The following is a 25,922-nucleotide window of genomic DNA, read 5'->3' on the forward strand; positions in this document are numbered from 1 at the left end:
GTCGCGACACACGATAAGCGCGTGGGCGTAAGGAGATATTCAGGGGGGCAGGCGTTTGTGTCGTTGCCCCAAGGAGCCACGTCGCATGCTGCGTTTCACCACCGCCGTTTCCCTGATCCTGCTGCCCGTCGCGGCATCGGCGCAGAGCGTCCCGCCCGTCGGCACGAGCACCGGCGCGCCGGTCAGCTCGACCGCGCAGGCGCAGGCCGAGACCGGCCGCCCGCCGAGCCGGATCCGCAACGTGCAGCTGACCGGCGCGGACAAATGCCCGGTCGCGCAGGGCGACGAGGTGGTGGTGTGCAGCCGGATCAACCCGGACGAGCAATATCGCATCCCCAAGCAGTTGCGGAACACCGCAGAGCCAGCGGCGCAGAACCAGAGCTGGGTCAACCGCACCGCGGCTGCCGACGAGGTCGGGCGCGTCGCGGGTGGGCTGCCCGACACCTGCTCGCCGGTCGGGACGGGCGGACAGAGCGGCTGCACGCAGATGTGGGCGCGCGCGTACGCGGCAGAAAAGAAGGCCGCGGAGAAGAACGACGCGATGATGCCGGGCGCGCCGCAATAAGCGGCGGCGTAAGGACGGAAGGGTTCGGTCGAGCCGACGTCCGGCGCGGGTGATGCTGGGCGCGGCGGTCCGGTTTACTGGCCGAACCCCGCGTCGCCCGCCTGCGCGATCGCCTCGCGCGCGGCGGCGAGGAGTGCGCCAGACTTCGCCTCGCATTCGCGCTGCTCGTACGCCGGATCGCTGTCGGCGACGATGCCAGCGCCCGCCTGGACGTGCATGACGCCGTCCTTCACGAGCGCGGTGCGCAGCACGATGCACGAATCCATGCTGCCGTCGGGCGAGAAATAGCCGACCCCGCCCGCGTAGGCACCGCGCTTCTCGGGCTCCAGTTCGGCGATCACCTCGCACGCGCGGACCTTGGGCGCGCCGCTGACGGTGCCCGCGGGGAAGCCCGCGAGGATCGCGTCGATCGCGTCGTGCGCGGGGTCGAGCCGGCCAACGACGTTCGAGACGATGTGCATGACGTGGCTGTAGAATTCGACGGTGTAGCTGTCGGTGACGGTGACGCTGCCGGCCTGCGCGACGCGGCCGACGTCGTTGCGGCCGAGGTCGAGCAACATCAGATGCTCGGCGCGCTCCTTCGGATCGTCGAGCAGCGACGCGCGGTTGGCGGCGTCCTCCGCCGCGGTGCGCCCGCGCGGGCGGGTGCCCGCGATCGGGCGGATCGTCACCTCGCCATCGCGCGCGCGCACGAGGATCTCGGGGCTCGACCCCGTCAGCGAGAAGCCGGGCAGGTCGAGGTGATAGAGGAAGGGGGACGGATTGATCCGGCGCAGCGCGCGGTAGAGTTCGAACGCGGGCAGCGGGAAGGGCGCGGTGAAACGCTGCGCCAGCACGACCTGAAAGATGTCGCCGGCGTAAATATAGTCCTTCGCCGCGGCGACCATCTCGGCGTAGCGGCCCGCGGGGAGGGTCGGGGTGAGCGCGATGTCCGCCGCGTCGGCGCGGACGCGCGGCGGCAGCGCAGCGGACGCGAGCCGCGCCTCGACCGCATCGAGGCGTTCCTCGGCGGCGGCAACCAAAGCGTCGGGCGCGCGGGCGGCGTCGGGCCAGACCGGGGCGACGAGAAAGAGCGCGTCGGCGAGGCGATCGAACACGAGGATCACGGTCGGGCGCACGAACATCATGTCGGGCACGCCGAGCGCGTCGGTGGCGGGTGCGGGCAGATCCTCGACCAGCCGGATCGTGTCGTAGCCGAAATAGCCGACGAGGCAGGCGAGCGCGCGCGGCAGTTCGGGCGCGACGGTCATCCGGCACGCGGCGACGAGCGTGCGCAGCGCCTGGAGCGTCGGTTCGGTGCAGGGCGCGAAGGCGTCGCGATCCTCGAGCCAGTGCGGGTTGATCGCGGCGCGCTCACCCTCGGCGCGAAAGACGAGATCGGGGGCGAGCCCGAGCAGGCTGTAGCGCCCGCGCACCGCGCCGCCCTCGACCGATTCGAGCAAAAAGTCGCCGCGACCGGGCTCGAGCAGTTTCAGCGCGGCGGCGACGGGCGTTTCGGTATCGGCGATGCGCCGCCGCCAGACCAGCGCGGGGCGACCCGCGGCCAGTTCGTCCCGCGGGTCGACAGGTCCGTCCGGCACGCCGCCGGGACTGCTTCCAGAGTTACTGATTGCCACCCTGACCCGCCAGTTCGCGCTTCAGGTCCGCGATCGCGTCGGGCTTGCGCTTGATGCCGACGGTTTCGACCGCCGCGCGGGTGAATTGCTGCGCATATTCCTGACCGATGACGCGGCCGAGGTCGGCGCGCGTCGCGGCGATCACGCCCGGCTTGGTCCGCGCGTCGCCCGGCGTCACGCGGTCGAGCTTGATCAGCAGCCAGCCCATGTTGTTGGGCGCGGCGAGCATCTTCGCGCTGCCCTGCTTCATCGAGAACAGCAATGCGAGCGTCGGGTCGACACCGCGGCGATCGGCGTTGAGCTGCGCGCGGGTCGTGTCGATCCGCTGCGGCGCGGGACCACGGACGCCGGTCTGCGCCAGCACCGCGGGAAGCGTTGCACCCTTGTCGAGCTTCGCGAGCGCCTGCGTCGCGATCTGCTTGGCCGCGTTGCGCTGCCGCTCCGCCACGACGTCCTTCACCACCTGCGCGCGGACCTGCGCGAGCGGACGCGGCGCGGCGCGCACGACGCGGTCGAGCCCGACGACCGCGAAGCCGCCGTCGGTGCCGAGCGCGACGATCGTCGGCGTGTCGCCTTCCTCTGCCGCGAACCCCGCCTGCATGATCGGCGCGAGGCGCGGATCGGGCTTGGTCGCGGCATCGTCGGGGTCGATACCCGAGGCGAGCAGCGGCTTGGTCGTCGCGACGCTCAGCTTCTGGTCCGCGGCGACCTCGGCGATGTTGGCATTGTCGGAGAGCGCGTCGTCGATCTTGTTCTGTGCCTGCGACAGCGCGTCGGCTGTTTTGGTCCGGGTCAGCGTCTGGACGATCTCGTCGCGCGCCTGCGCGAGCGTGCGGCCGGGAACCTGCGTGACCGCATCGACGCTCGCGACGACGAAGCCGATCGCGCCCTTGATCGGGCCGACCACCGCTCCCTTCTGCGCGGCGAACAGCGCGTCCGCGACCGCGGCCGAACTCTGCGTGGCGAGCGCGGCCTTGTCGGCCTTGTCGATCGTGCGCGGCTCGAGCCCGGCCGCGCGCGCCGCGGCGGCGAGCGCGGTGCCCGACTTTACCTTGGCGGCGAGCGCGTCGGCGGCCTTTTGATCGAGGACGGTGACGAGGCTGACGGTGCGCTGCTCGCGCGGGCGGTAGGCGGCGGCGTTGCCGTTATACGCCTGCTGGATCTCGGCGTCCGACGGGGTCGCCTGCGCCTTGACGCTATCGGGCGTGACGATCGCGTAGCGGACGACACGGCGCTCGGGCACGGTGTAGCGCGGCAGGTGGCCGGCATAGAATTTCTGCACCTCCGCGTCGGTCGGCGCGGCGCCGGCGGGCACCGCGGCGGCGGGGATCAGCGCGATCTGCCCCTCGCGCCGCTCGAGCAGCAGCGAGGCGTAGGGGAGCGCGAGCTTTTCCGACACCTGGCTTGCGCCGACGGTCGGGGTGACGAGGAACTGCGTCATGATGCTGCGCGCGAATTCGTCCTGCACCTGCGCGTCGGTCAGACCACGCTGCGCGATCAGCCGCTCGTAGGTCGCCTGATCGAACTGGCCGGTCGGGCCCTGAAACGCGGCGATCGTCTTGATCTCGCTGCCGATCAGTGCGCGGCTGACGCGGATGCCCTGATCGTGGCCGAATTTTTCGAGCCCGAGCGCATTCGCCAGCCGTTCGATGATCGATTCAACGCCGCCGAGCCGGACCAGCTGCGCCATGTCGAAGCCGGGTTGCTGTGTCTGCGCGAAGCGGACCTCGTCCTGCGCGCGCTTGCGCACGTCGGCGGCGGTGATCCCGGTCTTGCCGACCGTCACGACCGGGTTGCCGAGCAGCCCGCCGCCGCCCGACGACAGGCCCGTCACGTCACCCGCCGCGAACGACAGCGCGATGACGCCGAGCAGCGCGAGCGTGATGAAGACGCCGGCCTTTGAATTGACGATGCGGCGAAAGAAGCTGAGCATGACGCGTGAAAGCCGTGAGGATCAAGAAACCCGGCGGCTTTAGGCACCGCTCCCCGCATAGGCAATGCCGCTTGCAGTGCGCGCGCGGCGTGGCGCGGCGGCGCGGACCCCGCTATCGCGCGCCCAACGCAACAGCGAAACATGGGGAGAGCGGGATGACACGGCGCAAACTGGTGGCGGGCAACTGGAAGATGAACGGCAGCCGCGCGGCGCTGTCCGAACTGTCGGCGATCGCGGATGCGGCGGCGGGGCACGCAGGCGTCGACGTCGCGGTCGCGGTGCCCGCGACGCTGATCGCGCCCGCGGCGGAGGCGGTGCCTGCGCTGTCGATCGGCGCGGAGGATGTCCACGCCGCCGACCAGGGCGCGCACACCGGATGCGTGTCGGCCGCGATGGTGAAGGAGGCGGGCGCGCGCTTCTCGATCGTCGGTCATTCCGAGCGCCGCGCCGACCAGGGCGAACGCGACGCCGACGTCAAGGCGAAGGCGGAGGCGCTCCACCGGCACGGGCTGCACGCGATCGTCTGCGTCGGCGAAACGCTGGACGAGCGCGAGGCGGGGCGTGCGGAGGCGGTGGTGACCGCGCAGGTCGCGGGGTCGCTGCCGCAAGGGGCGAGCGGGGAATGGTGCGCGATCGCGTACGAACCCGTCTGGGCGATCGGCACCGGGCGGACGCCGACCGCGGACGACGTGGCGACGATGCACGGCGCAATCCGCGCGAAGCTCACCGCGATGGTGGGTGCGGAGGCGGCGGAGATCCGTATCCTCTACGGCGGATCGGTGACGCCCGACAATGCGCGCGAATTGCTCCACGTCGCCGACGTCGACGGTGCATTGGTCGGCGGCGCGAGCCTGACCGCGGCGAAATTCGTGCCGATTATCGCCGCGGCGGATTGAGCGGTCAGGCGGGGAAGCGGCGGCGCAGCAGTTCGAACGCGGCGCGCAGGCCGTATGCCTCGCCACCCTTCGGGCGCCCCGGCTTCGCGGCGGGGCGCCATGCGAAGGTATCGAGATGCGCCCAGGGCGTGCCCGCCGCGACGAAGCGGCGGAGGAACAAGGCGGCGGTGACCGCGCCCGCGAACCCGCCGTCGGGGGCGTTGACCATGTCGGCGACGTCCGATTTGAGCATGTCGTCGTAACCGTCCCACAACGGCAGCCGCCACAGCGGATCCTTCACCGCGTCGGCGGCGGCGAACAGGTCGGCGGCGAGCGCGTCGTCGTTGACGAAGGTGGCGGGCAGATCGGGACCGAGCGCGACGCGCGCGGCACCCGTCAGCGTCGCGAAATCGATGACGAGCGCGGGGGCGGCCTCGCCCGCCTTGGTCAGCGCGTCGGCGATGATAAGACGCCCTTCGGCATCGGTGTTGGTGTTTTCCACGGTCACGCCCTTGCGCGTCGTCAGTACGTCGCCGGGGCGGAAGGCGTCGGCGGAGATCGCGTTCTCGACCGCGGGGATCAGCAGGTGGAGGTGGACCGGCAGCCCCGCCTGCATGACGAGGCCGGCGAGCGCCAGCGCGTGTGCGGCGCCGCCCATGTCCTTCTTCATCAGCCGCATCCCCGCCGACGGCTTGATGTCGAGCCCGCCCGAATCGAAGCACACACCCTTGCCGACGATCGCGACGCGGGGGTGGCTCGCGTCGCCCCATTCGAGTTCGATCAGGCGGGGTGCGCGGTGGTCGGCGGCGGCGCGGCCGACCGCGTGGATCATCGGGTGACCGGTCCGAAGCGCGTCGCCGCTGGTGACCGCGAGCGTGGCGGAATGGCGGTCGGCGAGTGCCGCGGCCTCGGCCTGTAGCTCGGCGGGGCCCATGTCGCTGGCGCCGGTGTCGACCAGGTCTCGTACCAGCGCCGTCGCGCGCGCGAGGCGGACGGTGTGCTCGATCCCGGCATGGTCGTCGGTCAGGAGGACGCGGTGGGGCACCGGATCGGCCTTGCGGTAGCGTGCGAAACGGTGCTGCGCGAGCAGCCAGCCGAGCCCCGCTGCACCGACGGGCGCGTTGCCGGCGAGGCGGTAGGTCCCCTCGGGCAGGCCATCGCCGAGCGAGGCGATGCGCCACGGCGAATCGAGCGCCTCGTTGCAGACCAGCAGCATCGACCAGTCGTCGGCGGCGTCGCCCGGCAGGACCGCGCGGTTGCCGGGCTTGCCCGTGACGCGGTGGGCGGCGAGCGCGGCGCGAACGCGCGGCGTCTGCTCGGCGGCCCAGGCCTCGTACCGGTCGGGGTGGACGACGTGGATGTCGCGCGCGGGCTGGCCGCGGTCGGGCTGGAGCAGGAAGGTGAAGTCGGTCATGCGCGCGAGCAAAGCAGGACTTGGGCGGGGGCGCAACGAAGCTGTCGCGGCGCACAGTTTCCAAGCTGCACCGAGCGCCCTACATCGCGAGCCATGACGACACATTCGACTCGCATGCTCGTGCTCGGCTCGGGCCCGGCCGGGCTGACCGCCGCCATCTACGCCGCGCGTGCCGGCATGAAGCCGATCGTGGTGCAAGGCATCCAGCCCGGCGGCCAGCTGACCACCACTACCGACGTCGAGAATTACCCCGGTTTCGCCGACGTGATCCAGGGTCCGTGGCTGATGGAGCAGATGCAGAAACAGGCCGAGCACGTCGGCACGCGGATGATGTGGGACACGATCGTCAAGGTCGACCTGTCGACACGTCCGTTCCGGCTGATCGGCGACGGCGGCGACTTGTACGAGGGCGAGGTGCTGGTGATCGCGACCGGTGCGCAGGCGAAATGGCTCGGCCTCGACAGCGAGGACGCGATGAAGGGCAAGGGCGTCAGCGCGTGCGCGACGTGCGACGGCTTCTTCTACCGTGGCAAGAAGGTGGCGGTGATCGGCGGCGGCAACACTGCGGTCGAGGAAGCGCTGTACCTGACCAACCATTCGGACGACGTGACGCTGATCCACCGCCGCGATTCTTTGCGTGCCGAGCGTATCCTGCAGGAGCGGCTCCACGCGCACCCGTCGATCAAGGTGCTGTGGAACAAGGAAGTGCGCGAGTTCGTCGACGGCGGCGGCAATGCCGGGCTGGTCGCGCTCGAGCTGGAGGACACGCAGACGGGCGAGCATTCGCGCATCGCGGTCGACGGCGGGTTCGTCGCGATCGGGCATCACCCGGCGACCGAACTGTTCCGCGGGCACCTGGCGCTCGACGACGACGGCTATATCGCGGTCGAGACGGGGACGACCAAGACGAGCGTGCCGGGCGTGTTCGCGTGCGGCGACGTGATGGACAAGTCCTACCGGCAGGCGGTGACCGCGGCGGGGACGGGGTGCATGGCCGCGCTCGACGCCGAGCGGTTCCTCGCGGCGGTCGAATTCGAGGAATTCAAGGAAGCGGCGGAGTAACGCCGCCGCTCAATCGCGCAGCCAGCGCGTGACGATGTCGGCGAGCGCCTGCTTGTCGGCGGCACGTGCGAAGCTGTGCGAGGGGGTGTCGACCGTCAGCGTCGCGAACGCGTGCGCGCGCGCCGCGGCGGCGAAGGCGCGCGCGGTATTGTCGTCGCGCGCGAGCAGCACGGTGGCGTCGCTGCCCCAGGCGGCGATCGCGTCGGTGACGCGGCGCGCGAGCGTGCCATCTTCGGACGGGGTGCGAGCGATCTTCGCCAACCCCTTGAGCGCCTTGCCGATGTCGATCCCGCCGCCGAGCAGTCGACGCCACTCGGCGGGGTCGCGCAGTTGGCGCGCGTAGCCGGCGCGGATCGCGGCGGCGGGAGGCAAATCGTCGGTCGGCTCGACCGTCCAGGGGTTGGCGAGCAGCACGCGCGCGATGCCTGCGCTGCGGCCGTGAAACGCGAGCAGCGTCGCGGCGTCGCAATTGCCGAAGGCGTGGAGGCGGGTGACGTGCGGCGTGGCGCGGCGGAACGCGGCGGCGGCGGCGCGCAGATCCTCGCCCGCGTGCGCATAGCCGCGGTTCTCGCCCCCCGAGTCGCCGACGCCGCGGCGGTCATAGCGGAACACCGGCGTCTCCTGCGCCGCGAGTTTCTGCGCCAGCATCGCCATGCCGCGGTGCGCGCCGTGGCGCACCTCGTTACCGCCCGAGACGATCAGGAGGCCGATTGCGCTTTCTCCCTCGTCGAGCGAGCCGGCGAGCGTCGTGCCGCCGATGTCGAAGGTGATCAGCCGGCGCACGCGGCGAGCCATGCGGCGATGTCGTCGGCGAGGTTAGCGACGAGCGCGGGGTCGGCCGTGGGCTCGTTCGCACGCCACGGTGCCGCGCCCGCGAGCTTCAGGTCGGCGGGGCGCGGATCGGTCGCCATCCGCACGACGCGCGGGGGCGGGGTGATCGTCGGCTCCGCGGCGGCGAGTTGCGACAACAAAGCGTCGGACAGGACGTTGCCGGCGTAACCCTCGCCGTCACCCAGATCGCGCAGACGGGTGAGTTCGCGCACCTGTTCTGCGCCGGTCAGCGGCGACCAGTACCAGCGGCTGTCCGCGGCGATGTCGGCGTCGATCAGCGCGCCGGCGCGGACCGCGACGACGTGGATCGGCGATGCGAGCCGTGCGGCGGCGGCCTGTGCGGCATCGCGCCAGTCGTCGAGGGTTGCCTGCGCGAGCGGAACGAGGCTCTCGCCCTGACCCGGCAGATCGGGGAGCGCGACCGACCAGCCGGCGTCGGCGAGCCGGCGCAGCACGCCGACGAGGATCGCGCGGGTGCGGTTCGCTTCCTCGAACAAGGCGGGGAGCGCGAGAATCGTAGGGCCGCCGTCGGGGCCCATGCGCAGCATCGCCTCGCGGCCGCCGCGCCAGTCATAGTCGACGTAGCGCAGGCCGCTCAGTTGAGGACCTTGGTCGCCGCGAAGGTCGTCAGCGCGCCGAAGGTTTCGAGCATCTCGCCGTCGACCTCGTCGTCCTCGATCACGATGCCGAGGCGGTCCTCCAGTTCGGTCAGGACACCCGCGACCGCCATCGAGTCGAGTTCGGGCAGCGCGCCGAACAATTCGGTTTCGGGGGTAAAGGCAGCGACGCGCTCGGGCGACAGGCTCAGCACGTCGGCGAGCACCGCGCGCAAGGTCTTCTCGATCTCGTTGGTGCCTTCCGGAATCACGCGCGTCCCCTTCATGCCGCCCCGTTCTTGCTGCGGTGCGATAGGCGCGGGGGGTGAAATGCGCAACGGGGGCGCTATGGGGGAGATGATGGTGCCGCTCGACCCGAACGCCCGACCGATCGACCACGTCCTGTGCGGCGCCGCGGACGCGCCCGCGCTGATCGACCGCGCGGGCGCGATGACGTTTGCGCAAGCCGAGGCGCGGGTCGCGCGGCTCGCCGGGTGGCTGGCACGCGCGGTGCCCGAGGCGGGTGCGCGGGTCGCGACGTGGCTGCCGAAAACGCGCGAGGCGTGTCTGATGCCGCTCGCCGCGGCGCGCGCCGGACTGGTGCACGTACCGATCAACCCCGCGCTCAAGCGCGCGCAGGTGGCGCACATCCTGGCCGATAGCGGCGCGGCGCTGCTGCTGACGCAGGCGGCGCGCGCGGCGACGCTGGAGGCGGGCGACGTGCCGGATGCGACGCAGGTGCACGTCGATGTGGGCGAGGGGGATGCGGGCGAGGGGGATGCGGGCGAGGGCGAGGCCCTGCCGCCGTCCGACGCCGACCCGCACGCGCTGGCGGCGATCCTGTATACGTCGGGATCGACCGGGCGGCCCAAGGGCGTAATGCTGAGTCACGCGAACCTGTGGCTGGGCGCGGTGTCGGTCGCGCATTATCTCGGCATCGAGCCCCACGACCGCGTGCTCGGCGTGCTGCCGCTGTCGTTCGATTACGGGCAGAACCAGTTGTTTTCGAGCTGGCGCGCGGGTGCGGCCGTCGCGCCGCTCGACTATCTGACCGCGCGCGACGTCGTGAAGGCGGTCGAGCGGGTGGGGGCGACGACGCTCGCGGGGGTGCCGCCGCTGTGGACGCAGTTGCTCGAGGCGGAGTGGCCCGCGGCGACGGCGACGGCGGCGCGGCTGACGCGGCTGACCAATTCGGGTGGCGCGCTGACCCCGGCGATGGTGCGTGCGCTTCGGGCGCGTTTTCCCGCGGCGGATCTGTACCCGATGTACGGGCTGACCGAGGCGTTCCGATCGACCTATCTGCCGCCCGCGCTGGTCGATGCGAACCCCGATTCGATCGGACGTGCGATTCCCTTCGCCGAGGTGATGGTGGTGCGCGGCGACGGGGCGGCGGCGGCGGTGGGCGAGCCGGGTGAGCTGGTCCATGCCGGGCCGCTCGTCGCGCACGGATATTGGCGCGACCCCGAGCGGACCGCGCAGCGTTTCCGGGCCGCGCCGGACTTCTCGCGCGCAGGCGGCGTTGCGGTGTGGTCGGGCGACAGCGTCGTCGCGGACGCCGAAGGCCTGCTCCGCTTCGTCGGGCGCGACGACGAGATGATCAAGACATCGGGCAACCGCATCAGCCCGCAGGAGATCGAGGAAGCTGTGACCGCGGGTAACGAAGTGCGCGAGGCAGTGGCGATCGGCGTCGCCGATGCGCGGCTGGGGCAACGGATCGTGGTCGTCGCGCGCGGCGAACCGGGCGCGGAGGCGGCGCTGCGTGCTCGGCTGAAGCGCGACCTGCCGACCTATATGCAGCCCGCCGAGATCGTGTGGCGCGCCGAACTGCCGCGCAACGCCAACGGGAAGCTCGACCGCGCGCGGCTCGCTGCCGACGTCAGGAGTGTCGTTCAGTGAAGCCGATCGGACCGATCCCGCCTGCCTTCGCCGGACAGCACGGCGCGCTGGCAATCGCCGGGCGTACCGCCGACGAGTGGGTGGCGGCGCACGGTTCGCCCGTGTTCGTGTACGATTTCGGCGTGGTACGCGCACAGGTCGAGCGGTTTCGCGCCGCGATGCCCGCGGGCGTACGGCTGCATTACGCGGTGAAGGCCAACCCGTACGCGCCGCTGGTGCGGGCGACCGCGCCGCTCGTCGACGGGCTCGACGTCGCGTCGGCGGGTGAGATGGCGGCGGTGCTCGACAGCAAGCCGGGTAGCGCGATCAGCTTCGCGGGGCCGGGCAAGCGCGACGACGAGCTTGAAGCGGCGATCTGCGCGGGCGTGACGCTGAACGTCGAATCGGAGGGCGAAGCGCGGCGCGCGATCGCGATCGGGGAGCGGGCAGGTGTCGCCCCGCGGCTGGCGGTGCGGGTCAACCCCGACCTGGAGTTGCGCGGGTCGGGGATGAAGATGGGCGGGCGCGCCTCGCCGTTCGGGGTCGATGCCGAGCGCGTGCCCGCGCTGGTGCGCGCGATCATCGCGAGCGGCGCGGAATGGCGCGGATTCCACATCTTCGCGGGTTCGCAGGCGCTCGATACCGACGCGCTGATCGAGACGCAGGCAGCGACGGTCGCGCTCGCTGCGCGGCTGGCGGTGGAAAGCGGGCACGCGCCGCCGATGATCAATCTGGGAGGCGGGTTCGGGATACCGCATTTCGCGGGTGATCGCGCGGTCGAGGTCGCCCGCATCGGCGCGGCGCTGACCCGCACGCTGGCGACGCGCGACGCGATGCTGGCGGACGCGACCTTCGCGATCGAGCTCGGGCGGTGGCTGGTCGGCGAGGCGGGGGTGTATCTGACGCGCGTCGTCGATCGTAAGGAGAGCCGCGGGGAAACGTTCCTGGTCGTCGACGGCGGCTTGCACCACCAGCTCGCCGCCAGCGGCAATTTCGGGACGGTGGTGCGGCGTAATTATCCGGTCGCAATCGCGGGACGGATGGGCGAGGCGGCGGACGACGCGGTGTCGGTGGTCGGTTGCCTGTGCACCCCGCTCGACCGGCTTGCCGACCGCGTCGTGCTGCCGCGCGCCGATGTCGGCGACGTGGTCGCGATCTTCATCGCGGGCGCGTACGGACTGACCGCGAGCCCGAGTGCCTTTTTGGGACACCCGATGCCCGCACAAGTGCTGGCGGGCGCGTCCTAAACGCTATCTTCACCTCTCCCGCGCATAGCTGACCACTGGCGCCACCAGCCCACCCGACGCGAGTCACGGTGGGACCGGTCGGCTGGCGCGCACGGAGGGTTGCATGCGGTTCGCGAAGGTTTCCAAGGGTCTGATCGCAGCGTTGATGGCGTCGACGACGCTCACCGCCTGCGGCGGCGGCGGCGCCGCACGGCCCGAGCTGCCGCCCGCGACCTTCGTCGCGAGCAAGGAACAGCCGGGCGAGGAATATGTCATCGGCCCGCTCGACTCGCTCAGCATCTTCGTGTGGCGCAATCCCGAACTGTCGGCAAAGGTGCAGGTGCGCCCCGACGGCCGGATCACCACGCCGCTGATCAGCGACATGCCCGCGGTCGGCAAGACGCCCGCGATGCTCGCCGCCGACATGAAGCTGGCGCTGGGCGAATATATCAAGGACCCGATCGTCTCGGTGATCGTGGACAGTTTCTCCGGCACGTTCAGCCAGCAGGTGCGGATCGTCGGTGCGACGCAGAAGCCCGCCAGCCTGCCGTACCGCGCCAATATGACGCTGCTCGACGCGATGATCGCGGTCGGCGGCTTGGGCGAATATGCCGCGGGGAACAAGGCGCGGCTGATCCGCTACGACCGCGCGACGGGCAAGCAGACCGAATACGGCCTGCGGATCAACAAGCTGCTGAAGGACGGCGACGCGAGTGCCAACGTGCGGCTCGAGCCCGGCGACGTCATCATCATCCCCGAAAGCATGTTCTGAGGTAGCGCGGGTGGGCGGTATCATCGACGAAGCGCGGGTCGCGCTGCACGCGATCTGGACGCGGCGCTGGATCGCGCTCGCGGTCGCATGGGCCGTGTGCATCGCGGGCTGGCTGGTCGTCAGCCAGATCCCCAGCCGCTACGATTCCAAGGCGCGCGTATTCGTGCAGATGCGATCGGTCCTGCCGACGGGCGCGGATTCGATGCAGGCGGCGAACGACGACGCGCGCGACATCGACACCGTGCGCCAGACGCTGACCAGCGCGGTCAGCCTGGAAAAGGTCGTGCGCGGCACCGACCTCGCCAAGACGGTGTCGAGCGAGCGCGACATCGCCGACCGCGTGGCGGGGTTGCAGACCGCGATCAAGGTGACCGCGCAGCAGGACAATCTGTTCGAGATCACGACCACGGCGGCGAGCCCCAAGCTCGCCGCGGCGATCACGCAGAAGCTGATCGACATCTTCATCGAAACCAATCTGTCGACCGACCGGTCGCAGAACACGCAGACGCTCGCCTTCCTCGACAGCCGGTTGCAGGCGCTGGGGACGAAATTGCAGGACGCCGAGGCGAAGCGCGCGGCGTTCCAGAACAATTATCTCGGTTCGCTGCCCGGCAGCGGATCGATCAGCGATCGGATCGGCGCGTCGCGCACGCAGATGAGCCAGGTCGACGCCGATCTGGCGGCGGCGCAGTCGAGTATGGCGGCGCTGTCGGGGCAGATGGCGGCGACGCCCAAGACGATCGCGGGCGCGGGCATCGCGCCCGGCGTCGGCCCGGCGCGCGCGCGGCTGGCGGCGATCCAGGGGCAGCTCGCCGACGCGCGTGGCCGCGGCTATACCGAGAGCCATCCCGACGTGATTGCGCTGAAGCAGCAGCTCGCGCAGGCGCAGGCCGCCGCGCGGGGCGAGCCGTTGACGGGCGGTGCGGACGGCGGGGTCGCCAATCCGGCGTACGGATCATTGCAGGCGTTGATGGCGGACAAGGGCGCGACCGTCGCCGCACTCCAGGCGCGTAAGCAGCAGTTGCAGGGCGACCTCGACCAGTTGAACGCGAAGCTGGTCGGCAATCCCGCGGTCGCGGCCGAACAGGGCGAGATCGACCGCAATTACGACGTGCTGAAAAGCCAGTACGACCAGTTGCTCGCGCAGCGCGAGCAGGTGAGCCTGCGAAGCCAGGCGCAGACGCAGACCGACGCGGTGAAGTTCAGCGTGATCGATCCCCCGACGCTGCCGCGCACGCCGACCGCGCCCAACCGGCCGCTGCTGCTGACGGGCGTGCTGATCGCGGGGCTGGTCGCAGGGATCGGCGCGGCCTTCGCGCTCGGGCAGTTGCAGGGCACGTTCCCGACCGCGCAGAAGCTCGAAAAGGTCACTGGCATGGCGGTGATCGGGTCGATCGGCGAGATGGTGACGCGCCAGCAGACCGAGCTGCGGCGGCGGCGGCTGACGTGGCTGGCGGGCGGGTTCGCCGCGCTGGGCGTCGCGTACGTGGCGCTGCTCGGCGTCGAGATGCTCCAGCGGGGACTTGCCGCATGAATCGTTTCCCCAAGACCGCGGGCGAGGAATCGCTGATCGAGCGCGCGGCGAAGGTGTATGATTTCGGCGCGCACCTGCGCGCACGCGGGGTGCCGCCGCTCGACGAGCAGTATGCGCCCGTCGAGGAGAACTTCCTCGATGACGAGCCGGTCGCTGCGGTGGAGGAGCCCCGCGCGGCGCCGGCCGATCAGGCGCCGCCGCGCGCGGTGCCGCCGACGCTCGCCGCAATCCCGGCGGAGTTCCTGTCCGATACCGACGACGACGGGCTGGACGAATGGGAAGCGCCCGAGAGCGACGTCGCGCAGATCGACCGCACGATGCTCGCCGAGGCGGGGATGCTGGTTCCCGGCGCCCCCGTCGGCGCGCTCGCCGAGGAGTTCCGGCTGGTCAAGCGGCAGCTGCTGCTGACCGCGCGCGAGATCGCGGAAGGGCCGATCGGGCAGCGTGCGCGCACGATCATCGTCGGGTCGGGGAAGCCCGGCGAGGGCAAGACGTTCTGCGCGATCAACCTCGCGATCAGCCTGGCGGCGGAGCGAGACGTCGAAATCCTGCTGGTCGACGGCGATTTCGCCAAACCAGACATCATGCAGCGGCTGGGGCTGGAGGACAGCGTCGGGCTGCTTGACATCCTGGGCGACCCGCGGCTCGACCCCGAGAGTTGCGTGATCCGGACCGACGTGCCGCAATTGTCGCTGCTGCCCGCGGGCAAGCGGACGCACGCGGACACCGAATTGCTCGCGTCCGACCGGACCGAAGCGGTGCTCGACCGGCTGCTGGAGGCCAACCCGCGGCGGATCATCATCTTCGACACGCCCCCCGCGCTTGCCGCGTCGCCCGCCTCCACGCTCGCGCTGCTGGTCGGGCAGGTGATGCTGGTGGTGCGCGCCGATCGCACCACCGAGGCCGACGTGCGCGAGGCGGTGAACCTGCTCGACGGATGCGAGCAGATCCACCTGGTCATCAATTCGGTATCGTTCGAGCCGGGGCGTGGGCGCTTCGGCAGCTATTACGGTCAGGAGAAGTAATCGTGGGCCGGTTCCCCAATCTGGCGCCGGGCGCACTGCTGGCGGCGACGGCGGTGGCGGGCGTGCTCGCCGCCGCGCCGGCCGCCGCGCAGTCGCGCTACGTGTCGCCGTATATCGAGGCGACGCAGGCGATCGCGGCCGATCTGTCGAACGGCGACGACGTCGTCACCTACACCTCGCTCGCCGCCGGCATCGACGCGGGCGTCTCGACCGCGAGGACCGACGCGCAGATCAGCTACCGCTACGAGCGGCGCTTCTCGTGGGAAAGCAACACGGAGGATTTGAGCGTCCACAGCGGGCTGGCGCGCGCGACGACGCAGGTGGCGCCGTGGCTGTCGCTCGACGGCGGCGCGCTGGCGACGCGGCAGCGCAGCGACATCCGCGGCGCGGCACCGGTCAACCTGATCGGCAATACCGACAATCTGACGCAGGTGTATTCGTTGTTCGCGGGGCCGAGCGTCCAGACGCGCGCGGGGCCGTTCGACGTCAACGGCAGCTATCGCTTCGGTTACACCAAGGTCGGAGGCGACACCAATATCGCGCTGGCACCCGGATCGCCGCGGCTCGACGGATATGATTCGTCGACCAACCACGTCGTCCAGGCAAGCATCGGCGTGCCCGCCAACCGGATCGCGCCGGTCGGCGTGACGGTGAGCGGCGCGTACGAGCGCGAGGACGCGAACCAGCTCGATCAGAAATACGAGGGCTATTACGGGCGCGGCGACGTGGTGTTGCCGGTCAGCCGCACGGTCGCGCTGCGCGCGGGTGCGGGTTACGAGCGGATCAAGGCGACGCAGCGCGACCCGCTGGTCGATGCCGCGGGCAATGCGGTGGTCGACCGCAACGGCCGGTTCGTGACCGATCCCAATTCGCCCGAACGGATCGCCTACGACACCGACGGGTTGATCTACGACGCGGGCGTGATCTGGCGTCCGTCGCCGCGCGTCGAGCTGCAGGCGACCGCGGGCTATCGCTACGGCGGGGAGACGTATACCGGCGCGCTGTCATGGCGGATGTCGGAGGCGTCGGGGTTGCAGGTTGTCGTCTACGACGCGATCGAGACGTTCGGTCGCCAGTTGCGCGACGGGATCGCTGGACTGCCGACGGGGTTCCAGACGCAGAACGATCCGTTCGGGCAATTGTTCGGCGGCTGCATCTTCGGACGGCAGGGCGGCAGCCAGCAGAACGGCGCGGGCGGATGCCTGAACGACGTGTTCCAGTCGATATCGACCGCGAGCTACCGCGCGCGCGGGATCGATGGCGTGTGGAGCGTCCAGCAGGGCCGCACCGGCTACGGCATCGGCGGAGGCTATGCCAATCGCCGGCTTTATGCGCCGCGCGTCGCGGTCGGCACGCAGGTGCTGGGGCTTGAGGATCAGAGCGCCTACGCGCAGGTGTTCTATTCGCGTGCGCTGAGCCGCGTGTCGCAGTTCGACGCGAACCTGTACGCCAACTGGTTCTCGAGCGACCTTCCGGGCGCGCAGGACGTGTACGGGACCGGGTTGAACGGCACCTACAGCCGCAATTTCGGGCGGCTGGGCACGGCCTTGTCGGCGGGGGTCTACGCGTTCGATCAGGGCGATTTAGACAAGCAGGTGTCGGCGCAGGCGCTGCTCGGCGCGCGCTATAATTTCTGAACGGATACGGCCATGTACGAGACGTTCTTCGGATTTCACGACCGCCCGTTCCAGTTGACGCCCGACCCGCGTTTCTGGTTCGACACCGCCACGCATAAGAAGGCGATGGCGTATCTGGGTTATGGCCTGGCGCAGGGTGAGGGGTTCATCGTCATCACCGGCGACATCGGCGCGGGGAAGACGACGCTGGTCGGGCATTTGATGGACAAGATTGATCCGGCGAACCTGAAGGTCATCAAGATCGTGTCGACCGCGATCGAGGCGGACGACCTGCTGCGGATCGTCGCGACCGGGCTGGGCATCGACCACGCGGGGAAGAACAAGGCCGAGCTGTTGCTGCTGATCGAGCGCGGGCTGCACGGCGTCGCGCGGACGGGGCGGCGCACGCTGCTGATCATCGACGAGAGCCAGGCGCTGCCGACCTCGGCGCTGGAAGAGCTGCGGATGCTGTCGAACTTCCAGGCGGGCGGGCATGCGCTGGTGCAGATATTCCTGCTCGGGCAACCAGAATTCCGCGAGCGGTTGAACGGGTCGGCGCGGCTGGAGCAGTTGCGCCAGCGCGTGATCGCGGTCCATCACCTCGACCCGATGGAGGCCGACGAGGTCGCCGATTACGTCGGCCACCGGTTGCAGATCGCGGGGTGGACCGGGCGGCCGAACTTCACCGAAGACGCATTCCCGGTGCTGTACCGTGCGAGCGAGGGCGTACCGCGCCGGTTGAACCAGTTGATGAGCCGGGTGCTGCTCCATGCCGCGGTCGGCGAGATCGAGCTGATCGACGCGCGCGTGGTGCGCGCGGTGGTGAACGATCAGCGCCGCGAGATGCCCCCGGTGGCGGCGCAACCCGCCCCCGTCGCGCCCGAGCGGCCGGCGGCGGCGAACACCAACCACGAGGAGGCGGAGCCCGCGCCCGCCGCGCCGACGCCTACGCCGGTATCCGCGATCGACGACGAACGTCTGGCGATGCTGGAAGCGCGGATCGCCGAACAGGACGCGGCGCTCAGGCGCGTGCTGACGCTGCTGATCGACTGGGTCGAGCGCGACGAGTTGCGCGACGTGCCGGTCCGCGGGGCCGCGTAGGCGATGACGAAACCCCGTGTTCTGAACGGCATGTCGGTCGACGTGGAGGAATGGTTCCAGGTCGGCGCGTTCGAGCGCACGATCGACAAGGGGGATTGGGACACGCTGGAAAGCCGCGTCGCGGGTAACACCGCGCGCGTGCTCGACCTGTTCGCCGAGACGGACACGCGCGCGACCTTTTTCACGCTCGGCTGGGTCGCGGCGCGGCACGGTGCGTTGATGCGGCGGATCGTCGAGGCGGGGCACGAGGTCGCGAGCCACGGCTGGGACCACCAGCGCGTTTTCACGATGGATGCGGACATATTCCGCGCCGACCTGCGGCGCGCGCGCGGTGCGCTGGAGGATGCGACGGGGGTCGCGGTCACCGGATACCGTGCGCCCAGCTTCTCGATCGACCAGCGCACGCCCTGGGCGCACGCGGTGCTGGCGGAGGAGGGGTATCGTTATTCCTCCAGCGTCGCCCCGGTGGCGCACGATCATTACGGCTGGCGCGAGAGCCCGCGGTTCGCGTGGCGGCCGCTCACCGACGCGGGGCTCGTCGAGCTGCCGGTGACGGTGGGCGAGGCGGCCGGGCGGCGGTTCGCGACCGGCGGCGGGTTCTTTCGCCTGCTGCCCGCGGCGGTGACCGATTATGCGGTTCGGCAGGTCAACGCGCAGGCGCAGCCGGGCATGTTCTATTTCCATCCGTGGGAGGTCGATCCCGGCCAGCCGCGCGTCGCCGCGGCACCGCTGCGTTCGAAACTGCGCCATTACAGCCGGTTGGGGGCGATGGCGGGGAAATTGCGGGGGCTGCTCGAGCGGCATGAGTGGGGCCGTGTCGATGCCGTGGTGGAGCGGCTGGCGGCGTGACGATGCCGCTGCTCGCCAGACCGGTCGGCGTGCGCGCCGCCGCGCCCGTGGACCGCGCGCGCGTCGACGCGTTCGTCCGCGCGCATCCGGACGCGACGCCGTTCCACCAGCCGGCGTGGGGCGAGGCAGTTGCGGCGGGGTGCGGGCAGCGCGCGCACGTTCTGCTCGCCGAATATGGCGACGGCACGCTGGCGGGCATTTTGCCGCTGACCGAGATGCGCTCGCCGTTGTTCGGGCATGCGCTGGTGTCGAGCGGGTTCGCGGTCGATGGCGGCATCTTGGGCGACGCGGGTGCGGTCGAGCCGCTTGCCGCGGCAGTGCGCGATCTGGCGGGGCGGCTCCATTATCCGTCGATCGAGTTGCGCGGGGGCGCGCATCCCGCGGGGTGGGCGGTCGACGAGGGCAGCTACGTCGGCTTCGCGCGCGACCTGGCGGCGAGCGACGAGGCCGAACTGCTCGCGATACCGCGCAAGCAGCGCGCCGAGGTGCGCAAGGCGCTGGTAAACGATCTGGTGGTCGAGGTCGGCCGCGACGCGGGCGCGCTCGCCGATCACTACCGCGTTTATGCCGAGTCGGTGCGCAATCTGGGTACGCCCGTCTTTCCGCGTGCGCTGTTCCGCGAGACGATGGCGCGGATGGACGCGGACGTGCTGACGGTGCGACACGCGGGCGTGCCGGTCGCGAGCGTGCTGAGCCTTTACTGGAACGGCACGGTCTATCCCTATTGGGGCGGCGGGACCGAGGCGGCGCGGGGCTTGCGCGCCAACGACCGGATGTATTTCGCGCTGATGGCGCGCGCGCGCGCGCGCGGGTGCACGCGGTTCGACTTCGGACGGTCGAAGGTCGGGACGGGTGCTGCAGCGTTCAAGAAGAATTGGGGCTTCGACGCGCAGCCGCTGTCCTACGCGTCGTGGAGCGAGGGCGAGCGGCGCGAGGTCAATCCGCTCAACCCCAAATACGCGCTGATGGTGCGGACGTGGAAGAAGCTGCCGCTGCCGCTCGCGAATGCCGTGGGGCCGTGGATCAGCCGCGGGCTGGGTTGAGGCGGTGGACGTCCTGTTTCTCGCGCACCGCGTGCCGTTTCCGCCCGACCGCGGCGACAAGATCAGAAGTTTTCACGTCCTGCGCCACTTGGCGGCGCGCGCGCGGGTGCATCTGATCGCGTTCGCCGACGACCCCCGCGACCTGACGCCGCCGTCCGAGTTTCGCGAGATGCTGGGTGAATGTGTGGTGATCGAGCGCACCAAGCCGCGCTGGCGCGCGGGCGTCGAGGCGCTGGCGAGCGGGCGGCCACTGTCGCTCGCGGCGTTCGACGATGCGCGCGTGCACGCCGCGGTGACGCGGATCTTAGGTGAGCGGACGATCGACCGCGTTTACGCCTTTTCGGGGCAGATGGCGCAATATCTGCCGCAAGGCGTGCCCGCGGTGATGGATTTCGTCGATGCCGATTCGGCGAAATTCGCGGCGTTCGCCGAGGATGCCCGCGGGGTGTCGCGCTGGATGTACCGGCGCGAGGCGCGGCTGCTCGGCGCGTACGAGCGCGCGGTGACGCGGCGGGTTGCGGCGAGCCTGTTCGTCAGTGCGGAGGAAGCCGCGCTGGTGCCGGGTGCCCGCGCGCTGGAGAACGGCATCGATACCGGCTTCTTCGATCCGGCCGCTGACTTCATGCCGGTGATTGGGCAGGGACGGCTGATCGTCTTTACCGGGCAGATGGACTACAAACCCAACGTCGACGCGGTGGTCGCGTTCGCGCGGGAGGTGCTGCCGCGGGTGCGAGAGCGTCACCCCGATGCGCGCTTCGCGATCGTCGGGCGTGCGCCGGTGCGCGAGGTGCGCGCGCTGGCGGGCGAGGCGGTGATCGTGACGGGCGAGGTGCCCGACGTGCGCGGCTGGCTCGCCGCCGCCGACGTGGTCGTCGCGCCGCTGGCACTGGCCCGGGGCATCCAGAACAAGGTACTGGAGGCGATGGCGATGGCGCGGCCGGTGGTCGCCTCACCCGCCGCGGCGGAGGGGATCGACCATGCCGGGACGATCCGCGTTGCCGGTGTGGCGACGATGAACGCGGCAGTGACCGCGCTGCTCGACGATAGCGCGGGCGCACGCGCCCTGGGTGACGCGGCGCGGGCGCGGGTGCGGGCGCGCTACGGATGGGACGCGTGCCTCGCCCCGCTCGACGCGCTGATGGGGTTCGACGCGCCCGCGCGGGTCGCGGCATGACGATGGCCTTGCCGAGGCGCGCCGTCGCGGTGGGGGCGTGGACGCGGCATGTCGTCGTGCTGGCGATCGCCGCCGCGACGCTGCTGCTGATCTTCGCGGGCGACGTGCGCGACGTGGTTCACCTGTGGTGGACCAGCACGACGTTCGGCCACTGCCTGTTCATCGCACCGGTCGTCGCGTGGCTCGTCTGGTCGCGGCGCGGCGAGCTGGCACGATTGCAGCCCGTCGCCTGGGCACCGGGACTGATCGTCGTCGCTGCTGGCGGGGCGGGATGGTTGCTGGGCGAGGTCGCGGGCGTCGCGCTGGCGCGGCAGCTGGGCCTCGTGCTGATGCTGGAGGGCGCGGTCGTCGCGACACTGGGGCCGAATGTTGTGCGCGGACTGCTGTTCCCGCTCGGTTACGCGTTCTTCATGGTGCCGTTCGGGCAGGAGCTTGAGCCGCCGCTGCAGGACGTGACGGTCGCGATCACGATGCCGCTGCTCCACCTCTTCGGCGTGCCCGCGGTGGTCGACGGCGTGCTGATCCACGCAGGGCGCTATTATTTCGAGGTCGCCGAGGCGTGTTCGGGCGCGAAGTTCGTCATCTCGATGGTGGCGTTCGGCGTGCTGGTCGCCAACCAATGCTTCACCGCGTGGCGCAGGCGCGCGCTGTTCATGGCGGTGTGCGTCGTCGTGCCGGTGATCGCCAACGGCGTGCGCGCGTTCGGGACGATCTACGCCGCGCATCTGACCAGCGTCGAGGCGGCGACGGGGTTCGACCATATCGTCTACGGCTGGGTGTTCTTCGCGATCGTGATGGCGGGGGTGCTGGCCATCGCGTGGCGCTGGTTCGATCGTTCGCCCGATGACCCGGCATTCGACCCGGCACGATTGCAGGCGGTACCGCGGCTGAGCATCGAGGTGGTGGTCGCGGGCGTGCTAGTTGTGGCGGCGGCAGGGGTGTACCCCGCGAGTGCGGCGGCGATCATGGCGCGCGCGGCGCCGCTGCCGGCGCAGATCGGGCTGCCCGATGTCGCGGGGTGGCGCCGCGTCGACCTCGACCCGCGCGCGGCGTGGTCGCCCTATCATCCGGGCGCGGACCATTTCCTGCTGGGGCGCTACGCCGACGTGCAGACGGGCGACGCGGTCGACGTGAGCGTCGCGGTGTTCGCGCAGCAGGAGGAAGGGCGCGAGCTCGTCTCCTACGGCACGGGGGTGCTGCGCGAGGACGATCGCTGGGTGCGCGTCGCCGATCTGGCGCCGATCGACGGCGGCCGCGCGATGCGGATCGTCGCCGACGCGCCGCCGGGCATGGGCGGCGGGGAGGTGGAGCGCGTCGTCGCGACATGGTACCGCGTCGGCGATACGGTGACGGGGGACGACAAACAGGTGAAGCTCGCAACGGTGAAGATGCGACTGTTCGGCGCGCCCGAACCCGCGATCGCGCTGCACCTGTCGGCGGTCGCGGCGCCGGGGCACGATCCGCGAGTTGCTATCACGCGTTTCCTCGCACGTCTGGGCGATCCGGGCGCGGCGATGCTGCGGATCGCCGAGACCCAGCGCTGATGTGCGGCATCGCGGGGCTGTTCTATCCCGCCACGCCCAAGCCGGTCGACCCGGCGCGACTGCGCGCGATGGCGGAGGCGATCGCGCATCGCGGGCCCGACGGCGCGGGGGTGTGGACCGCGCCCGGTGTCGGCTTCGCGCATCGCCGGCTGTCGATCATCGATCTCGAGGGATCGCCGCAGCCAATGGCGACTGCCGACGCGCAGCTGACGATCGTGTTCAACGGCGAGATCTACAATTTCCGCGAGCTGCGCGAGGAGCTGCAGCGGCGCGGGGCGGTGTTCGCGACCGACGGCGATACCGAGGTGCTCCTCCACGGCTATGCCGCCTGGGGTGCGGCGATGTTGCAGCGGTTGAACGGCATGTTCGCGTTCGCGATCCACGACGCGGCGACGCAGACGCTGTTCCTCGCGCGCGACCGGATGGGGGTGAAGCCGCTCCACTGGGCCGAGCTGTCCGACGGGGCGATCGCGTTCGGGTCTGAGCTGAAGGCGCTGCTCGCGCATCCCTTGCTCAGGCGAAAGCCCGACGTCCGCGCGGTCGAGGATTACCTCGCCTACGGCTACGTCCCCGACGACGCGTGCCTGGTCGCGGGCGTCAACAAGCTGGCGGCGGGGCATTACATGCTGATCGAGCGCGGCAAGGCCGCGGCGAAGCCCCGGCAATGGTGGGACGTGTCGTTCGCCAATCGCGCGCGCGGATCGGCGGCGGCGCTGGGCGAGGAATTGCTCGCGCGGATGCGCGACGGGGTGCGCTCGCGCATGGTCGCCGACGTCCCGCTCGGCGCGTTCCTGTCGGGCGGGGTCGACAGTTCCGCGGTCGTCGCGCTGATGGCGGAGGCGAGCCGCGCGGCGGTCAAGACCTGCACGATCGGGTTCGACGAGGCGGGGCACGACGAGCGGACCCACGCCGCCGCGGTCGCGCAGCGGTTCGCGACGGACCATCACGTCCGCGTCGTGCGACCCGACGATTTCAGGCTGATCGACACATTGGTGGCGGCGTTCGACGAGCCGTTCGCGGATGCGAGCGCGCTCGCCACCTATCAGGTCGCAAGCCTGGCGCGCGAGCACGTGACGGTGGCGCTCTCGGGCGACGGCGCGGACGAGGCGATGGCGGGGTACCGCCGCTATCGTTTTCAGGCGGCGGAGGAGCGGGTGCGGGGACTGCTGCCGCCCGACCTGCGACGGCGCGTGTTCGGGACGCTAGGTCGCGTCTATCCCAAGGCGGACTGGGCGCCGCGGCCGCTGCGCGCCAAGACGACGCTGCTGGCGCTCGCCGACGACGGGGCCGAGGCCTATGCGCGATCGGTCGGGGTGACGACGCCCGCGCTGCGCCGTGCGCTGTTCAGCGAGGCTGCGCACCGCGCGCTCGGCGGGCACCGAGCCGAGGACCGCTACGTCGCGGCGATGCGCGATGCGCCCGCGCGCGACGCGATCGACCGCGCGCAATATGCCGACATGAAGATCTGGCTGCCCGGCGACATCCTGACCAAGAGCGACCGCACCAGCATGGCGGTCGGACTGGAGGCGCGCGAGCCGCTGCTCGACCACCGGCTGGTCGAATTCGCCGCGACGCTGCCGCAGGCGATGCGATTGCGCGGGGGCGAGGGCAAGTGGCTGATGAAGCGGTCGCTCGAACGCTATCTGCCGCGCGACATCCTGTACCGCCCAAAGATGGGGTTCGTGACCCCGGTCAGCGCGTGGTTCCGTGGGAGCCTGGCGGGGGAGGCCGCCGGACTGGCGCGCTCGCGCGTGCTCGGCGACAGCGGCTGGTTCGACATGGGCGAGATCGCGCGGGTCGCGGAGGCGCACCGCAGCGGGCGCGAGGAGCACGGGCGGACGTTGTGGCAGTTCGTGATGCTCGAGCGTAGCCTCAGGCGGCTTTTCGCCTAGCCGATCCCTAGCCCAGCAGCGTGCTGAGCACGTCGGGGTGGAAGCCCCAGCCGGCGAACCCGCACAGCGACAGGAACAGTCCGAACGCGCCGAATACCCAGGCAGCGGCGAGCACCCACGGCGCCTCGACCAGCGCCGCGACCGCCGCGACCGAGATCGCGGTCGAGAGCGCCGCCTCGCTCGCGTCGAACTGGTCGTCGTGGATGTTGAGCGCGTCATACTGAGCCTCATACCCTAGCGCCTGCGCCTTCAGCTGCGGGGTTTCGTTTTTGTAGCGCGCGAGGTCGGCGGCGAAGCTGGCGGGCGGCGTGCCGTGCGCGGCGGCGACCTCGGCCATGCTCGTTTCGACGACGCGTGCCTTGACCCGCGTCGCCTGATATTCGTTCCAGCGATCGACGCTGCGCGCCTGCGCCTGCTCCATCGCCTGGACGATGTTGCCGTCCTTGATGTTGCCGAGCCCCATCGCGACCGAGAGGACGACGACGGTCACCGCGACGCCGCGGTTGAGGCGCTTGTCCTTCGCTTCGGCACTGACTTCGATCTCCATGCCGCGAGACATGCGCCGCGGCGGATGACCGCGCCAGTTAACTCGCCGTCATGATCTCAGCGCAGCTTGGCGATCGACAGGCCGTCGGCCTTGGCGCGGTCCTTGGTCGATTCCTCCGACCGCTTGAGCGCCTTGGCGATCGCTTTCAGCGCCATGCCCTTTTTCGCGAGCGTGTGGAGTTTCTGGATCTCGTCCGCGGTCCAGGGTTGGCGGTGCCGCTCGAATGTTTCGCCTTTTGCCATGTCAGAATACCGCCAGACCTGCGTGGAGCGTCAACGCGGCGAGCGCCAGCGACGATGCCATGAAAAGATAGAAGCGTACGGAGACGCGGTTGACCGTCGCCTGCCAGATGCTGTGCGCGATGCGCAAGGCGACGTAGGCCCAGGCGAGCGCGACGTTCGCGCCGTATTCGGTGCCGGTCATCACGATCACGCCCGACACCGCGTAGAACAGCACGGGCTGTTCGAGCAGGTGGTTGTAATTGTGCGCCTTCCACTGCGCCTCGGCGGGGAGCGAGCGGTCGGCGTCCGCGGCCTTGCTGCCGACGAGCGCGGAGAGTTTGACCCCGGCGCGCGCCATCGCGGGCAGGCGCGTCGCGAGCAGCCAGCCGAGCATCACCAGCGTCCAGCCGACGAGGACGACGACCGGTTGGAGCATCGCGTGCGCGGTGGCGGGGATCGGTTGCATGTCGCGACGCTAGTGCAGGCACCGGCGTCGGGGAAGGGTGTTCGGCTCTGAGTGGGCCGCGTCACGGGGGCTAGCCCCGTGACGTCGGACGCGGGTGCGGGCACCCGCGCCGGCCGGGCTTTTGCCGTCTCGCGAGTTGCGCGGC

General features: G+C 70.8%; 24 protein-coding genes. 15 read left to right on the plus strand and 9 right to left on the minus strand.

Annotated features, from left to right (window positions below):
• Positions 1 to 85: 85 nt before the first annotated feature.
• Entirely contained in the window at positions 86 to 565 is a 480-nt protein-coding gene (locus KZ810_RS02085) for a hypothetical protein (RefSeq protein WP_219767325.1), read from the plus strand.
• A gap of 74 nt (positions 566 to 639) precedes the next feature.
• Here the strand turns inward: KZ810_RS02085 and trpE are convergent, their stop codons facing one another.
• Both trpE and KZ810_RS02095 read right to left on the minus strand, forming a co-directional pair.
• A complete protein-coding gene (gene trpE, locus KZ810_RS02090) occupies positions 640 to 2,145 on the minus strand; it encodes an anthranilate synthase component I (protein ID WP_219767326.1) in 1,506 nt (501 codons plus the stop codon).
• Between the two features lie 22 nt (positions 2,146 to 2,167).
• Positions 2,168 to 4,114, minus strand: coding sequence for a peptidylprolyl isomerase (locus KZ810_RS02095; RefSeq protein WP_219767327.1), 1,947 nt, complete (start codon positions 4,112 to 4,114; stop codon positions 2,168 to 2,170).
• A gap of 155 nt (positions 4,115 to 4,269) precedes the next feature.
• Here KZ810_RS02095 and tpiA point away from each other — a divergent pair, with 155 nt between their 5' ends.
• Positions 4,270 to 5,010: a triose-phosphate isomerase gene (tpiA, locus tag KZ810_RS02100; RefSeq protein WP_219767328.1), complete on the plus strand. Its 741-nt coding sequence runs from the start codon at positions 4,270 to 4,272 to the stop codon at positions 5,008 to 5,010.
• Between the two features lie 4 nt (positions 5,011 to 5,014).
• Here the strand turns inward: tpiA and KZ810_RS02105 are convergent, their stop codons facing one another.
• Positions 5,015 to 6,403, minus strand: coding sequence for a leucyl aminopeptidase family protein (locus KZ810_RS02105; RefSeq protein ID WP_219767329.1), 1,389 nt, complete (start codon positions 6,401 to 6,403; stop codon positions 5,015 to 5,017).
• 93 nt (positions 6,404 to 6,496) lie between these two features.
• On the opposite strand from KZ810_RS02105, the gene trxB reads away from it, so the two are divergent.
• Entirely contained in the window at positions 6,497 to 7,465 is a 969-nt protein-coding gene (trxB, locus tag KZ810_RS02110; RefSeq protein WP_219767330.1) for a thioredoxin-disulfide reductase, read from the plus strand.
• 9 nt (positions 7,466 to 7,474) lie between these two features.
• Here the strand turns inward: trxB and KZ810_RS02115 are convergent, their stop codons facing one another.
• The 3 genes from KZ810_RS02115 to KZ810_RS02125 are packed head-to-tail and all read right to left on the minus strand — an operon-like array spanning position 7,475 to position 9,179.
• A complete protein-coding gene (locus KZ810_RS02115) occupies positions 7,475 to 8,260 on the minus strand; it encodes a hydrolase 1, exosortase A system-associated (RefSeq protein ID WP_219767331.1) in 786 nt (261 codons plus the stop codon).
• Entirely contained in the window at positions 8,236 to 8,844 is a 609-nt protein-coding gene (locus KZ810_RS02120) for an alpha/beta hydrolase family protein (protein ID WP_219767332.1), read from the minus strand. Before KZ810_RS02120 ends, KZ810_RS02115 begins: the two co-directional genes overlap by 25 nt.
• 47 nt (positions 8,845 to 8,891) lie before the next feature.
• Entirely contained in the window at positions 8,892 to 9,179 is a 288-nt protein-coding gene (locus KZ810_RS02125) for an acyl carrier protein (protein ID WP_258044285.1), read from the minus strand.
• Between the two features lie 73 nt (positions 9,180 to 9,252).
• On the opposite strand from KZ810_RS02125, the gene KZ810_RS02130 reads away from it, so the two are divergent.
• The 12 genes from KZ810_RS02130 to KZ810_RS02185 all read left to right on the plus strand — a co-directional run bounded on the left by KZ810_RS02130 (position 9,253) and on the right by KZ810_RS02185 (position 24,543).
• Complete coding sequence (locus KZ810_RS02130) at positions 9,253 to 10,788, plus strand: acyl-CoA ligase (AMP-forming), exosortase A system-associated (protein WP_219767714.1); 1,536 nt, start codon at positions 9,253 to 9,255, stop codon at positions 10,786 to 10,788.
• Positions 10,785 to 12,014: a pyridoxal-dependent decarboxylase, exosortase A system-associated gene (locus KZ810_RS02135; RefSeq protein ID WP_219767333.1), complete on the plus strand. Its 1,230-nt coding sequence runs from the start codon at positions 10,785 to 10,787 to the stop codon at positions 12,012 to 12,014. The genes KZ810_RS02130 and KZ810_RS02135 overlap by 4 nt, the downstream gene beginning before the upstream one ends.
• Positions 12,015 to 12,117: 103 nt before the next feature.
• Positions 12,118 to 12,765 (plus strand): XrtA/PEP-CTERM system exopolysaccharide export protein, encoded by a 648-nt coding sequence (locus KZ810_RS02140; protein ID WP_219767334.1) that lies wholly within the window; start codon positions 12,118 to 12,120, stop codon positions 12,763 to 12,765.
• 10 nt (positions 12,766 to 12,775) lie between these two features.
• Positions 12,776 to 14,299 carry an XrtA system polysaccharide chain length determinant gene (locus KZ810_RS02145; protein ID WP_219767335.1) on the plus strand — a complete coding sequence of 508 codons (1,524 nt, stop codon included), beginning with the start codon at positions 12,776 to 12,778 and terminating at the stop codon, positions 14,297 to 14,299.
• Positions 14,296 to 15,324: an AAA family ATPase gene (locus tag KZ810_RS02150; RefSeq protein ID WP_219767336.1), complete on the plus strand. Its 1,029-nt coding sequence runs from the start codon at positions 14,296 to 14,298 to the stop codon at positions 15,322 to 15,324. Before KZ810_RS02145 ends, KZ810_RS02150 begins: the two co-directional genes overlap by 4 nt.
• A gap of 2 nt (positions 15,325 to 15,326) precedes the next feature.
• Entirely contained in the window at positions 15,327 to 16,961 is a 1,635-nt protein-coding gene (locus KZ810_RS02155; protein WP_308461466.1) for a hypothetical protein, read from the plus strand.
• Positions 16,962 to 16,973: 12 nt separating this feature from the next.
• The gene (locus tag KZ810_RS02160) at positions 16,974 to 18,041 is read left to right on the plus strand and encodes an ExeA family protein (protein ID WP_219767337.1); all 1,068 of its coding nucleotides are present in this window, start codon (positions 16,974 to 16,976) and stop codon (positions 18,039 to 18,041) included.
• Between the two features lie 3 nt (positions 18,042 to 18,044).
• Positions 18,045 to 18,890, plus strand: coding sequence for an XrtA system polysaccharide deacetylase (locus KZ810_RS02165; protein ID WP_219767338.1), 846 nt, complete (start codon positions 18,045 to 18,047; stop codon positions 18,888 to 18,890).
• Between the two features lie 2 nt (positions 18,891 to 18,892).
• The gene (locus KZ810_RS02170) at positions 18,893 to 19,933 is read left to right on the plus strand and encodes a FemAB family XrtA/PEP-CTERM system-associated protein (RefSeq protein ID WP_219767716.1); all 1,041 of its coding nucleotides are present in this window, start codon (positions 18,893 to 18,895) and stop codon (positions 19,931 to 19,933) included.
• Positions 19,934 to 19,937: 4 nt separating this feature from the next.
• Positions 19,938 to 21,107 carry a TIGR03087 family PEP-CTERM/XrtA system glycosyltransferase gene (locus KZ810_RS02175; RefSeq protein WP_308461467.1) on the plus strand — a complete coding sequence of 390 codons (1,170 nt, stop codon included), beginning with the start codon at positions 19,938 to 19,940 and terminating at the stop codon, positions 21,105 to 21,107.
• Complete coding sequence (xrtA, locus tag KZ810_RS02180; RefSeq protein ID WP_219767340.1) at positions 21,104 to 22,651, plus strand: exosortase A; 1,548 nt, start codon at positions 21,104 to 21,106, stop codon at positions 22,649 to 22,651. The genes KZ810_RS02175 and xrtA overlap by 4 nt, the downstream gene beginning before the upstream one ends.
• A complete protein-coding gene (locus KZ810_RS02185; protein WP_219767341.1) occupies positions 22,651 to 24,543 on the plus strand; it encodes an XrtA/PEP-CTERM system amidotransferase in 1,893 nt (630 codons plus the stop codon). The genes xrtA and KZ810_RS02185 overlap by 1 nt, the downstream gene beginning before the upstream one ends.
• Before the next feature lie 7 nt (positions 24,544 to 24,550).
• On the opposite strand, the gene KZ810_RS02190 is transcribed toward KZ810_RS02185, so the two are convergent.
• Genes KZ810_RS02190 through KZ810_RS02200 form a run of 3 tightly spaced genes read right to left on the minus strand, consistent with a single transcriptional unit; the run spans position 24,551 to position 25,777 of the window.
• On the minus strand, positions 24,551 to 25,090 hold the full coding sequence (locus KZ810_RS02190) for a DUF4337 family protein (RefSeq protein WP_219767342.1): 540 nt from the start codon (positions 25,088 to 25,090) through the stop codon (positions 24,551 to 24,553).
• Positions 25,091 to 25,146: 56 nt separating this feature from the next.
• Complete coding sequence (locus KZ810_RS02195) at positions 25,147 to 25,332, minus strand: hypothetical protein (protein ID WP_017978200.1); 186 nt, start codon at positions 25,330 to 25,332, stop codon at positions 25,147 to 25,149.
• 1 nt (position 25,333) lies between these two features.
• Positions 25,334 to 25,777 (minus strand): MAPEG family protein, encoded by a 444-nt coding sequence (locus KZ810_RS02200; protein WP_258044288.1) that lies wholly within the window; start codon positions 25,775 to 25,777, stop codon positions 25,334 to 25,336.
• Between the last annotated feature and the right edge of the window lie 145 nt (positions 25,778 to 25,922).

The organism is Sphingomonas citricola (genome assembly GCF_019429535.1).
GTDB classification, from domain to species: domain Bacteria; phylum Pseudomonadota; class Alphaproteobacteria; order Sphingomonadales; family Sphingomonadaceae; genus Sphingomonas; species Sphingomonas citricola.

Coding starts and splice junctions, on each gene's coding strand:
- KZ810_RS02160 (WP_219767337.1), top strand. CDS start 16,974: ATGTACGAGACGTTCTTCGGATTTCACGACCGCCCGTTCCAGTTGACG.
- tpiA (WP_219767328.1), top strand. CDS start 4,270: ATGACACGGCGCAAACTGGTGGCGGGCAACTGGAAGATGAACGGCAGC.
- KZ810_RS02095 (WP_219767327.1), bottom strand. CDS start 4,114: ATGCTCAGCTTCTTTCGCCGCATCGTCAATTCAAAGGCCGGCGTCTTC.
- KZ810_RS02105 (WP_219767329.1), bottom strand. CDS start 6,403: ATGACCGACTTCACCTTCCTGCTCCAGCCCGACCGCGGCCAGCCCGCG.
- KZ810_RS02150 (WP_219767336.1), top strand. CDS start 14,296: ATGAATCGTTTCCCCAAGACCGCGGGCGAGGAATCGCTGATCGAGCGC.
- KZ810_RS02130 (WP_219767714.1), top strand. CDS start 9,253: ATGGTGCCGCTCGACCCGAACGCCCGACCGATCGACCACGTCCTGTGC.
- KZ810_RS02165 (WP_219767338.1), top strand. CDS start 18,045: ATGACGAAACCCCGTGTTCTGAACGGCATGTCGGTCGACGTGGAGGAA.
- KZ810_RS02190 (WP_219767342.1), bottom strand. CDS start 25,090: ATGGAGATCGAAGTCAGTGCCGAAGCGAAGGACAAGCGCCTCAACCGC.
- KZ810_RS02085 (WP_219767325.1), top strand. CDS start 86: ATGCTGCGTTTCACCACCGCCGTTTCCCTGATCCTGCTGCCCGTCGCG.
- xrtA (WP_219767340.1), top strand. CDS start 21,104: ATGACGATGGCCTTGCCGAGGCGCGCCGTCGCGGTGGGGGCGTGGACG.
- KZ810_RS02200 (WP_258044288.1), bottom strand. CDS start 25,777: ATGCAACCGATCCCCGCCACCGCGCACGCGATGCTCCAACCGGTCGTC.
- KZ810_RS02125 (WP_258044285.1), bottom strand. CDS start 9,179: ATGAAGGGGACGCGCGTGATTCCGGAAGGCACCAACGAGATCGAGAAG.
- KZ810_RS02185 (WP_219767341.1), top strand. CDS start 22,651: ATGTGCGGCATCGCGGGGCTGTTCTATCCCGCCACGCCCAAGCCGGTC.
- KZ810_RS02140 (WP_219767334.1), top strand. CDS start 12,118: ATGCGGTTCGCGAAGGTTTCCAAGGGTCTGATCGCAGCGTTGATGGCG.
- KZ810_RS02195 (WP_017978200.1), bottom strand. CDS start 25,332: ATGGCAAAAGGCGAAACATTCGAGCGGCACCGCCAACCCTGGACCGCG.
- KZ810_RS02170 (WP_219767716.1), top strand. CDS start 18,893: ATGCCGCTGCTCGCCAGACCGGTCGGCGTGCGCGCCGCCGCGCCCGTG.
- KZ810_RS02115 (WP_219767331.1), bottom strand. CDS start 8,260: ATGGCTCGCCGCGTGCGCCGGCTGATCACCTTCGACATCGGCGGCACG.
- KZ810_RS02120 (WP_219767332.1), bottom strand. CDS start 8,844: ATGCTGCGCATGGGCCCCGACGGCGGCCCTACGATTCTCGCGCTCCCC.
- trxB (WP_219767330.1), top strand. CDS start 6,497: ATGACGACACATTCGACTCGCATGCTCGTGCTCGGCTCGGGCCCGGCC.